Source organism: Janthinobacterium sp. CG3 (assembly GCF_000344615.1).
Lineage (GTDB): Bacteria > Pseudomonadota > Gammaproteobacteria > Burkholderiales > Burkholderiaceae_D > Janthinobacterium.
The window spans coordinates 326,326-337,520 of sequence record NZ_KB467825.1 but is presented as its reverse complement, the minus strand read 5'-3'; the positions used below and the strand labels follow the sequence as shown (position 1 = coordinate 337,520).

The 11,195-nt window shown below is 63.7% G+C and carries 11 protein-coding genes; 7 read left to right on the top strand and 4 right to left on the bottom strand.

The annotated features are described in order from the left end of the window. Window positions 1–15: 15 nt before the first annotated feature. The 5 genes from JANGC3_RS30205 to JANGC3_RS0126035 all read left to right on the top strand — a co-directional run bounded on the left by JANGC3_RS30205 (window position 16) and on the right by JANGC3_RS0126035 (window position 5,249). Window positions 16–645 carry a transposase gene (locus JANGC3_RS30205; protein WP_017879300.1) on the top strand — a complete coding sequence of 210 codons (630 nt, stop codon included), beginning with the start codon at window positions 16–18 and terminating at the stop codon, window positions 643–645. A 1,338-nt stretch (window positions 646–1,983) separates the two neighbouring features. Next, a complete protein-coding gene (locus JANGC3_RS0126050; protein ID WP_017879437.1) occupies window positions 1,984–2,646 on the top strand; it encodes a TetR/AcrR family transcriptional regulator in 663 nt (220 codons plus the stop codon). A gap of 161 nt (window positions 2,647–2,807) precedes the next feature. Then, window positions 2,808–3,461 carry a protein-L-isoaspartate O-methyltransferase family protein gene (locus JANGC3_RS0126045; RefSeq protein WP_017879436.1) on the top strand — a complete coding sequence of 218 codons (654 nt, stop codon included), beginning with the start codon at window positions 2,808–2,810 and terminating at the stop codon, window positions 3,459–3,461. 10 nt (window positions 3,462–3,471) lie between these two features. After that, window positions 3,472–3,795 (top strand): rhodanese-like domain-containing protein, encoded by a 324-nt coding sequence (locus JANGC3_RS0126040; protein WP_017879435.1) that lies wholly within the window; start codon window positions 3,472–3,474, stop codon window positions 3,793–3,795. 110 nt (window positions 3,796–3,905) lie between these two features. Next, window positions 3,906–5,249 (top strand): TolC family outer membrane protein, encoded by a 1,344-nt coding sequence (locus JANGC3_RS0126035; protein ID WP_017879434.1) that lies wholly within the window; start codon window positions 3,906–3,908, stop codon window positions 5,247–5,249. Window positions 5,250–5,381: 132 nt separating this feature from the next. Here JANGC3_RS0126035 and gloA read toward each other — a convergent pair whose 3' ends face one another. The 4 genes from gloA to JANGC3_RS0126015 all read right to left on the bottom strand — a co-directional run bounded on the left by gloA (window position 5,382) and on the right by JANGC3_RS0126015 (window position 8,101). Beyond that, the gene (gene gloA, locus JANGC3_RS0126030; protein ID WP_017879433.1) at window positions 5,382–5,789 is read right to left on the bottom strand and encodes a lactoylglutathione lyase; all 408 of its coding nucleotides are present in this window, start codon (window positions 5,787–5,789) and stop codon (window positions 5,382–5,384) included. A 168-nt stretch (window positions 5,790–5,957) separates the two neighbouring features. Then, window positions 5,958–6,383 (bottom strand): OsmC family protein, encoded by a 426-nt coding sequence (locus JANGC3_RS0126025; protein ID WP_017879432.1) that lies wholly within the window; start codon window positions 6,381–6,383, stop codon window positions 5,958–5,960. A gap of 95 nt (window positions 6,384–6,478) precedes the next feature. Continuing rightward, window positions 6,479–7,816, bottom strand: coding sequence for a PQQ-dependent sugar dehydrogenase (locus JANGC3_RS0126020; protein ID WP_017879431.1), 1,338 nt, complete (start codon window positions 7,814–7,816; stop codon window positions 6,479–6,481). Window positions 7,817–7,837: 21 nt separating this feature from the next. After that, window positions 7,838–8,101, bottom strand: a complete 264-nt coding sequence (locus JANGC3_RS0126015; RefSeq protein WP_017879430.1) for a hypothetical protein — start codon at window positions 8,099–8,101, stop codon at window positions 7,838–7,840. A gap of 457 nt (window positions 8,102–8,558) precedes the next feature. Between JANGC3_RS0126015 and JANGC3_RS0126010 the strand changes: the two genes are divergently transcribed. Both JANGC3_RS0126010 and recN read left to right on the top strand, forming a co-directional pair. Further along, complete coding sequence (locus tag JANGC3_RS0126010; protein WP_017879429.1) at window positions 8,559–9,461, top strand: NAD kinase; 903 nt, start codon at window positions 8,559–8,561, stop codon at window positions 9,459–9,461. A 44-nt stretch (window positions 9,462–9,505) separates the two neighbouring features. After that, window positions 9,506–11,173, top strand: coding sequence for a DNA repair protein RecN (recN, locus tag JANGC3_RS0126005; RefSeq protein WP_017879428.1), 1,668 nt, complete (start codon window positions 9,506–9,508; stop codon window positions 11,171–11,173). Window positions 11,174–11,195: the final 22 nt, after the last annotated feature.

The window sequence follows — 11,195 nt, the reverse complement described above, 5'->3', positions numbered from 1 at the left end:
CACATTGCGTTCTGCATGCGCGTCGAGAAGGCCGGCAACGGCGGCTTTCCCTGCGTGCGCGACTTCCTGCGCTCCGGTCTGAGCGAGCAGCTCGTCATGCTGCGCGCGCCCGACCGGCGCGACGCCGACGATTATGAATGCCCCCGAGANCCCCAGCAGGNGCGCCTCGTCCGCCATGTCGCGCCGAACGGCAAGGTGCGGGTGTTGATGACCAATTTGTTCGACAGCGCGCGCTTTCCCGCCGACGGCTTCGGCGACCTCTACCACAAGCGCTGGCGTATCGAGGAAGCCTTCAAGCGGCTCAAGCATCGNCTCAATTTGGAGCATGTGTCNGGCCTGTCCCAGCAAGCCGTGGTGCAGGACGTCGCCGCCAAAATCATGTGCGATAACTTGCAAACCCTGGCGGCCTTGACAGCCCACGACAGCGCCGACCTGCGCGCAGCCGAGCGCATCAACCACGCCTATGCGCATACCGCCCTCAAACCATTGTTGCCGGCCCTTCTGCTCGGAAAAAAGGTGGCGAAGTTACTGCGCGAGGTGCTGCGCCTGATTGCGAAACGGACACACATCCATCGGGAAAATCTATCCAAAACACGCAAAACCAGGCCGAAGCCGCACAAGCACATGATCCAAAAACCATGTTAAAAGGTTGGAAAATCCCTAACTTGGGTGGATTGATCTTCTGGTACATGCCAATTGCCGAGAAATTAAACATATGGAAAAATGGAATTACAGAGATAATTACATATATGAATTCTTTTCCTTGGTCAAGTTTCGAAACCGCAGCGGCCAGTGCTGCCACAGTCGCCAATGCAGGGAACAATCCTATTCGATCGATTGAGCCAGAAAGCGCGGACCCACGGCGTTCCATACTGTTTCGTTCATTTTGATAATACGCGAGGACGGCTTGGCGCGCCCCTAAATCGCACATATGGAGCTTTTTTAGGTACTTCATATCACGCTCCAGAATTACGGTTACCGACTCCATGAAAGGCTTGTAGGGCGACCGAATAAACCGGTGCACTTTGGGGACCCCAGCGACAACTACTGCGCATACAACGCCCACCCAAACCAGCAATATTAAACAGTAAACAAATATTGTTAAGTAAAAAAATGTTTGCAGTTTCGAAATATAGGCAGTGAGGCCAAATATCAAAAATATCACCGCTAATCCGCATATGATTTTCGCGGCAATCGGCTCTTTCCTCGAGATTCTGTCAAAGAATCGTTCGATGCGCGTGGGACTATCCTCAGTATTATTTGATACTGTGCGTTTCATAGTGACTTCTGAAATTATCTGCAAAACGCCACGTATCTTTTCTCCGAACAAGATTGGTTCAGTTTGATCATCCATTTTATTCGTCTTTTCATATTGGAAAGGGATTGTATTATTGACTGAGGCCTTGATTTTTGTTACATCCATCTGCAAGGCGACTGCGCTATTGGAATTACTAATAATGAGCCAAGATAGCCGTGTGGAGAATAATCGAATTCGAAAGCGACGATCTATCTCCGCGCTAAACGTGGAGCTTGGTGCTGCGTGAACAAGTGGCGATTAAGGAAGGGATTTCGATGGCAGGTATGGATTGATAGCGCGCGGGCGGGTGTCCGTGCGAAGCATCCGCAGAGTTTACGCGACGCTTTTCCAGTTCACAAGAGGCGTACTGAACAAGCATCTCGTTGGCTCTGATATGTTCACCGCAAGTGACATTGCCAGCTGAACTTAGCTTACCGCTACACTGCCGCGTTCACCCACTGCCCGGGGCCCGGGTAAACGGTTGAGGTTCCGCGAACCTTCGGCAGCTAAGCGATCCTTTAGCCGTTGCGGTATCAAGCCGCCTTTCCAGCGCAAACTTATGTGTCGTCCAGCGCAAGCTCATCTGTCGCTAGCGCAAACTCATCTGTCGTCCAACGGCCGGCTTGACGCTGGGCACGCGTGCGTCTATATTAATGACTCAAGAGTAAGTAACTGGATAGACGCATATGGAAGTACCGAATGACACCAAGCCGCGCTGGGAGCGGCGCAAGGATGCCCGTCCGCAGGAGCTGATCGCCGCCGCGCTGGACCTGTTCGTCGAGCGCGGCTTCGCCTCGACCCGGCTGGAGGACGTCGCCAAGCGCGCCGGCGTCTCGAAGGGCACGCTGTACCTGTATTTCGAAAACAAGGAGGATTTGTTCAAGGCGGTGGTGCGGGAGAACATCGTCCAGGTCATCGGCCAGGCTGAGGACAACCTGGCCGCCGCCTCGGACGAGGCCAGCGCCGCGCTGCTGCGTTCGATCCTGATGGCGTGGTGGGAGCACATCGGCGCCACCCGGCTCGCCGGCATCACCAAGTTGATAATGGCCGAGTCTGGCAACTTCCCCGAACTGGCCGCGTTCTACAACGAGGAGGTGGTAACGCGAGGCTGCGCGCTGATCGCCCGGGTGCTCGAGCGCGGCATCGTTTCCGGCGAATTTCGCCCGGTCGATCCGACGTTGATGACCTCGATCCTGAGCGCGCCGGTGATCATGTTGATGATGTGGAAGAACTCGTATTTGCCGTGCGACATGAAGAGCATCGACGCGGAAGCCTATATGGCCGCGTTCATCGACGTCAGTTTGCGCGGCTTGTTGCCCGACGGCGCCGCCGCGGCCCCCGCGCCGTGAGGGCGGCGCGACCGTCTGGTTGCCGTTTTCCTAATGTTCACACCCGCCAAACTGCAGATCGTCGCAAATTGCTGCGATCGGCCGGCTTTGTCATTAACATGTGCTGCAAGTCAGTTCAGCGATAAAATGGCGGATTATTATTTTTCTCACCGAGTCCAAAGATGAACATCGAACAAGCCCGCTTCAATATGATCGAACAGCAGATCCGTCCTTGGGACGTGCTCGACCCGGACGTGCTGGACCTGTTGACGGTCGTCAAGCGCGAAGATTTCGTGCCGGCCGCGTATAAGAACCTGGCGTTCGTCGACACCGACATCCCGCTGCCGGGCGGCGAGGCGATGTTCACGCCGAAGCTGGAGGCGCGCATCCTGCAGGAAGTCGGCTTGAAAAAGCACGAGAACGTGTTGGAAATCGGCACCGGCTCCGGCTATATGGCCGCGTTGCTGGCCTTCAAGGGCCGGCATGTAACGAGCGTCGAGGTGTTGCCCGAGCTGAAGGCGCTGGCGGAAAAAAACCTGGCCGCCAACGGCGTCGGCAATGTCACGGTGGAACTGGGCAACGGCGCGCAGGGCTGGGCCAACGGCGCCCCGTTCGACGTCATCGTCATTTCGGCCAGCGTACCGGTGCTGCCGGAGACGTTCATGCAGCAGGTGAAGGTGGGCGGGCGCATCCTGGCCATCATCGGCGACGCGCCGGTGATGTCGGCGCACCTGATCACGCGCGTCTCCGACAGCGCCTACGATACCGTCAAGCTGTTCGAGACCAGTGTCAAGCCGCTGGTGTTGGCGACGACGCCGTCGCAGTTCAAGTTTTAAGCGGGCCGCCATGGACTACGTCAGCGCCCCCGAACTCGCCGCCTGGCTGGGTGACGCCGCCCGTCCGCGCCCGTTCCTGTTGGACGTGCGCGAGAACTGGGAATTCGAGACCTGCCGTATCGAGGGTTCGACCCTGATGCCGATGAACACGATTCCTGCCCGTATCGACGATCTCGACGAGGACGCGCACATCGTTTGCATTTGCCACCACGGCGCGCGCAGCATGCAAGTTGCGGCTTTCCTGGAGCGCAACGGTTTTGCCCACGTGAGCAATCTGACCGGCGGCGTGCACGCCTGGGCGGTGCAGGTAGACGCCGCGATGCCCAAGTATTGAGGCCGGAACGCCGCCCGGCCCCGGTCGCGGCGGCGCAATGCCCGGTGGACAAGCCAGAGTTGTAGCTGTGATTCAATAACCTTTTTTGACGACTCCAACGGAGAAATGCAATGCGGAAACCCCTTATCGCCGTGCTGATTGCCAGCGCTTTTGTTTCGCTCTCAGCACAGGCGGCCGACCTCAACCAGGTGTATCAGCAGGCTTTGGCCAACGACGCGCAGTACGCCAGCGCCCGCGCCGCGCTTGCCGCGGGTCGGGAACGGGTTCCGCAGGGGCGCGCCGGCTTGCTGCCGAACGTCGGGCTGAGCGGCAGCCACACCCGTTCGAATGGCGACTTTTCGCCGTTCAACGAAGGTCAGATGCAAGAGGGTTTGTTCGGCGACACCCTGGTCACCGGCAGGAACACCGACAACACCACCAACACCTACAACCTGACGCTGTCGCAGCCGCTGTTCCGCTGGGCCAACTGGCAGCAATACCAGCAAAGCAAGCTGGCGCAGGCCGCCGCCGAAGCCCAGTTCGCGCAGGTGCAGCAGGACTTGATCACCCGCGTGGCGCAGGCGTATTTCGACGTGCTGACGGCGCAGGACAACCTGGGCGCGACTCAGTCGCAGAAAACCGCGACGACCGAGCAACTGGCGTCGGCCAAGCGCAACTTCGAAGTCGGCACCCAGACCATCACCGACACGCACGAGGCGCAGGCGGCGTACGATTTGGTGGTGGCGCAGGAGTTCGCGGCAATTAACGACCTGGACAACAAGCGCGCGGCCTTGCAAACCATCATCGGCGAGGCGCCGGCCGCGCTGGCGCCGATGCGCGCCGGCGTGGGCATCGGCGCGCCGCAGCCGGCCGCCGTGGAGCCGTGGATCGCCTCGGCCGAGGAGCAGAACTATGGCGTCGTCACCGCCCAACTGGCGTTGGAGTCGGCCAAGCGCGACATCGAGCGCAACCGCGCCGGCCACTACCCGACCGTGGACCTGGTGGCCAACGCCAGCCGCAGCAACACCACCGGCACCGGCCGCACCAACAACAACGCCATTGGCGTGCAGTGGAACGTGCCGTTGTTCAGCGGCTTCGCCGTGACCAGCAAGGTGCGCGAATCGATTGCGTTGGAAGACAAGGCGCGCAACGACCTGGAGACGGCGCGCCGCACCGCGTCGCAGGGCGCGCGCCAGGCTTACCTGGGCGTCAACAGCGGCCTGGCGCAGGTGCGGGCGCTGGAGGCGGCCGAGGTGTCGAGCAAGTCGGCGCTGGAGTCGAACAAGTTGGGTTACCAGGTTGGCGTGCGCATCAACATCGACGTCCTGAATGCGCAGAAGCAGCTGTTTGCGACGCAGAAAGACCTGTCGAAGGCGCGCTACGACACCATTATCAACGGCCTGCGCCTGAAGTCGGCCGCCGGCACCTTGAAGGAAGCCGACCTGGCGACCGTCAACAGCCTGCTGCAGCACTAAGCGCGGCGCGGCGGCACCCGAACGGCGGTGCCGCCGATGCGCTCGACGTGCGTGGTCGCGTCGGCTCCGTCGGCTTACGCGCTGCGCGCTAAGCCGACTAAGCGGTCGCGCTGCGCGTACATTCGTCGCTATTTACAATCCGGCGCCCTGGCCGTCGAACTTGCGCTCGATCAGCTCGATTTTGTAGCCGTCCGGGTCGGTGATGAAGGCGATTACGGTGTTGCCGCCCTTGACCGGGCCGGGTTCGCGCGTGACGTTGCCGCCGCTTGCCTTGGCCGCCGCGCAGGCTTGGTAAATGTCGTCGGCCGAAATCGCCACGTGGCCGTAGGCGCTGCCGATGTCATAGCTGTGCACGCCGTAGTTGTAGGTCAGTTCCAGTTCCGCGTGGTCCGGGTTGGCGCCGTAGCCGACGAAGGCCAGCGTGTACTGGTATTCCGGGTTGTCGCTGGTGCGCAGCAACTTCATGCCAAGCACGGCGGTGTAGAAGTCGATCGAGCGCTGGAGGTCGCCGACCCGTAGCATGGTGTGCAGAATGCGCATCGTAATCCTTGGTGGTGTAGTGGCTGGAGACCAGGATTCTATGCGCTTTGCCGATTCCTTGCCGGGGCCGGCAGCCGGCTGTTTCCGCGTCAGCGCGGTTGCCCATGCAAACCAAGGGCGAAAGCCGGTTCAGACCCCGAGGGTCTGAACCGGTTCGCTGCCGGCGCCTTAGTTTTCCAGGCGGGCGTCGAGCGTGATGTGGGTGTTGAGCAGCTTCGACACGGGGCAGCCCAGCTTGGCGCGCAGCGCCGCCGCTTCGAACGCGGCCTGGTCGGCGCCGGGTATCGTCGCCACCAGGTTCAGGTGTACCTCGGTGATCGCGTAGCCGTCGTCCCCCTTGTCGAGGGTGACGGTGGCGGTGGTCATCAGGCGTTTGGCCGTCATGCCCGCTTCGCCCAGCTGGCCCGACAGCGCCATCGTGAAGCAGGCCGCGTGGGCCGCGCCGATCAGTTCCTCCGGATTGCTGCCGGGACCCTGTTCAAAACGGGTATTGAAGCCGTACTGGACGTTGTCCAGCGCCCCGCTTTCGGTGGAGATACTCCCTTTACCCTCTTTTAGGCCGCCACTCCAGACAGCCGTTCCTGATTTTTTCACGATGTGCTCCTGTTCTTATTAAGAATTCATCATGCGCCGGTTCAACTGCCGCTTCTGTACGATGTCGCACACAAAAAGCGCGACGCGGCCCGCCGTTACCGCGGCGCGGTCGGCGTGACGCGCCAGACGACGTTGCCGACGTCGTCGGCCAGCAGCAGCGCGCCGGCGCGGTCGACCGCCACGCCAACCGGCCGGCCGCGCGCCACGCCGTCGTTGTCGAGGAAGCCGGCGACGAAGTCTTGCGGCGGTCCGGACGGCTGGCCGTCGGCGAACGGGACGAAGATCACCTTGTAGCCGCTGTGCGGCTTGCGATTCCACGAACCATGTTGGCCGACGAAGGCGCCGCCCTGGTAGGTGGCCGGAAACAGCTTGCCGTCGTAAAACGCCAGGCCCAGCGACGCCGTGTGCGCGCCCAGCGCGTAGTCCGGCGCAATGGCCCGCGCCACCAAGTCGGGCCGCGGCGGCTTCACGCGGGCGTCGGCGTGCTGGCCGAAATAGCTGTACGGCCAGCCGTAGAAGGCGCCGTCCTTGACCGAGGTCATATAGTCCGGCACCAGGTCGTCGCCCAGCTCGTCGCGCTCGTTGACCGAGGTCCACAGCGCGCCGCCATGCGCTTGCCACGCCATGCCGACCGGGTTGCGCAAGCCGCTGGCGAACACGCGCGCCTTGCCGCTGGCGCGTTCCAGTTGCCAGATCGCGGCGCGGCCGGCCTCGGCCTCGACGCCGCGCTCGCCGACGTTGCTGTTCGACCCGACCGACACGTACAGAAAGGCGCCGTCCGGGCTGGCGACGACGTTTTTGGTCCAGTGGTGGTTGATCGGTCCGCCCGGCAAGTCCATCACCTTCACGCCCGGCGCCTCGATTACCGTCTGGCCTTCCTGGTAAGGGAAGCGAAGCAACGCGTCGGCGTTGGCGACGTACAAGTCCTGGCCGACCAGCGCCATGCCGAACGGCGAGTTCAAGCCCTGCAGGAACACGGTGCGGGTCTTGGCGACGCCGTTCGCGTCGATGTCGCGCAGCAGCGTGATGCGGTTGGCGCTGCCACCGGCCGCGCCGGCCTTTTTCATCTGGAACTTCATGATGGCGCCCTTGATGCCTTTGGCGTCGTCCGGCTTGGGCGGCGCGTTGGTTTCCGCCACCAGCACGTCGCCGTTCGGCAGCACGTACAGCCAGCGCGGATGCTCCAGGTGGCGCGCGTAGGCGCCGATGGCGAAGCCGGGCGGGACAACCGGCTTGGCCTCGCCCTGCCAAGGCTGGGCGGGTGCGACGTTAATGGTCGGAATCAGCGACTGCCGCGGCGACGGCAGCGCCGGGTTCGGGCCGAAACCGGGCGGCATCGCCGCGCCGCTCTGGGCGGCGGCGCCGCCGCACAGCGCGCACAGCGCCAGCAGCAGTGGCGCGCATCGGGTCGGGCGGGTGGGCGGCTTTGTCATGGCGGCTCTTTCGACGGGGGCTCAGCGGGCCGGCTTGGGGTGCAGCTTGGGATCGGGTATCGCTTGCCGCGGTTCGGCCGGCGCCACTTTCTCGACGCCGCGCTGGCCATGCAAGTCGGTGTCGACCAGGCCCCGTTCGAGGTCGCTCGCGGCCTGTTTCATGACGTCGCGCGGCTTGGCGTCGGGCGCGCCGGGCGATTCGTCGCGCTCGTGCGGCAGGCGTTTGCCGGCGTCCTTGTGGACCGGCTGCGTGGTGTTGACCTTGCGGTCTTCGGTGTTGTTCATCGGGCTGCCTTGTTGGTCGGTTGATGAAAGCTGAAACCCGATATTAGCGAAATGACTCCACCGCAGTCGCGCAATTGGATTTTTGCCCGCGGCGTCGCTGCGGCGGCGCAAACCGGGGGCGTCGTTCCGGGGGCAGACCCCGAGGCGCTGGCCCCGGCTCGGCGGCGCCGTTGGGCATGGCCAAAAAAATCCCGCCCGCAGCGGCCACTTTTGCCATACTCTGCTTGCTCCCGCCATTTTTTTGCAGGAGTCGTTGCGCGCCACTTGCAGCCGGGCGCCGTCCGCCATATACTGTGTATATATACAGTGTGTTGATGCGTAGACGCGCTTGCGCGCGGTCGCCGTCCCCGACAGGGACGACGCCGGTGGTGCGGAATTCGGCTTTTAGCTTTAGCAAGGTTGCATGATATGCTACTTTATCTAAATATTTCCACCAGCAATCATTTTTGAGATCCCTATGCCCGTCACGCCTGCCAAGTACAACACCATCGCGCTGGTCGTGCGCCAGCATACCGACGGCATCGAGGAGTCGGTGCAGACGCTGATCGACTTCCTGCGCGGCCTCGGCCAGCGCGTCGTGTTCGAGGCCGAGACCGCGGCCCACCTGTCCTTCCCGGGCGTGGCGGCGATGAGCGCGGCCGAAATCGGCGGCGCCGCCGACGCCGCCATCGTCATGGGCGGCGACGGCACCATGCTGGGCATGGCGCGCCAGTTGGCGCCGTACGGCGTGCCGCTGATCGGCATCAACCAGGGCCGGCTCGGCTTCATGACCGACATTCCGCTCGACCGCATGCTGCCGGTGCTGGCCGACATTCTGAACGGCAAGTACAAGGCCGAGCGCCGCACCCTGCTCGAAGGCAGCGTGCTGCGCGACGGCGTGGTGATCCACACCGGCATGGCGGTCAACGACGTCGTCGTCGCGCGCGGCGCCGGCGCCGGCATGGCCGAGCTGCGCGTCGACGTCGACGGCCACTTCATGTACAACCAGCGCTCGGACGGGCTGATCATCTCCACGCCGACCGGCTCGACCGCCTACGCGCTGTCGGCCGGCGGGCCGCTGCTACACCCCAGCCTGGGCGGCATCGTCATGGTGCCGATCGCCCCGCACGCGCTGTCGAACCGGCCCATCGTGCTGCCCGACACCAGCCGCATCGAGGTGCAGGTGGTGCGCGGGCGCGACATCAGCGTCAACTTCGACATGCAAACCTTCGCCAGCCTGGTGCAGAACGACCGCATCGTCATTACCCGCTCGCCGCACGCCATTACCTTCCTGCACCCGCAAGGCTGGAGCTACTACGACACGCTGCGCGAAAAGCTGCACTGGAACGAGTACCCGTCGGGCGAGGGCAAGTTGCACTAGCCCGTCCCCACCCATTTACCCCTTATAAAGAGCCCAAGCCGCCCATGCTCCGCACATTGTCTATCCGCGATTTCGTCATTGTCGATTCGATTGAACTGGAATTTTCCGCCGGCTTTAGCGTGCTGACAGGGGAGACCGGCGCCGGCAAGTCGATCCTGATCGACGCGCTGACGCTGGCGCTGGGCGGGCGCGGCGACGCCAGCGTGGTGCGCGAAGGCGCCACCAAGGCCGACATCACGGCCGACTTCGGCGTCGGCGCCCAGGCCCAGGCCTGGCTGGCGGCCAACGAGTTCGCCAGCGACGAGGGCGGCGCGCTGCTGCGCCGGGTGATCGACAACGCCGGGCGCAGCAAGGCCTACATCAACGGCATCGCGGCGACGGCGGCGCAGTTGCGCGAGTTGGGCGACATGCTGGTCGACATCCACGGCCAGCACGCCCACCAGTCGCTGCTGAAAAGCGAGGCGCAGCGCGCGCTGCTCGACGCCCAGGCCGTCAGCCGCGAGGGCGGCGCCGAGGCCGGCGTGCGCGCGGTCGCCGGCCTGTACAAGAACTGGCGCGCGCTGGTGCGCCAGCGCGAGGAGTTCGAAACCAACGCCGCCAACGTGCTGTACGAGCGCGAGCGGCTGGAATGGCAGGTCGGCGAGCTGGAAAAGCTCGGCGCCAAGCCGGGCGAGTGGACCGAGATTACCAACGAGCACAGCCGCCTGTCGCACGCCGCCAGCCTGCTCGAGGGCGCGCAGGACACGCTGGCCGTCATTTCCGAGCAGGAAGACCAACCGATCCTGTCGCAACTGTCGCTGCTGAACCAGAAGTTGGGCAAGCTGGTGTCGGTCGACGCCGGCCTGCAACCGGTGATCGACCTGATCGAATCGGCGCGCATCCAGTTGCAGGAATCGGTGTACGCGCTGAACGACTACCTGGACCGGGTTGAACTCGACCCGGAGCGCCTGCGCCGGCTCGACGCGCGCATGGAAGCGATCCACGGCATGGCGCGCAAGTTCCGCGTCACGCCGGAGGAGCTGCCCGACGAGCACGCCAAACTGTCGTCGAAGTTGCAGCAACTGGCCGAGGCCAGCGACATCGAGGGCTTGCGCCGGCAAGAGGAACAAATCATGGCGCTGTACCTGGAGCAGGCCGGCAAGCTGTCGCTGACGCGGCGCGTCGCCGCGCTGGAGCTGGGCGGCGCCGTCACCCGCGCGATGCAGGAGTTGAGCATGGGCGGCGGCAGCTTCGAGGTGGCGCTGAACCCGTGCGAGCCGAGCAGCAGCGGCCTGGAGCAGGTGGAATTCCTCGTTGCCGGCCACGCCGGCACGGCGCCGCGGCCGCTGGCGAAGGTGGCCTCGGGCGGCGAACTGGCGCGCATCGCGCTGGCCATTTCCGTTATCACCTCGAACGCGACGACCACCCCGACCTTGATCTTCGACGAAGTCGACAGCGGCATCGGCGGCGCCGTGGCCGAAGTGGTCGGGCGCCTGCTGAAACGCCTGGGGCGGGAGCGCCAGGTGCTGTGCGTGACGCATTTGCCGCAAGTGGCCAGCCAGGCCAACCAGCACTTCCAGGTGGCGAAAAGCACTTTGGCGAGCGGCAAGACGGCCTCGCGCATCGACATCCTCGACGCCAAGGCGCGGGTGGAGGAGGTGGCGCGCATGCTGGGCGGGTTGGAGATCACCGCCACCACGCGCAAGCACGCGCGCGAACTGCTGGCCTCCTGAGCTTAAGTTGGCGGCCGTAGCC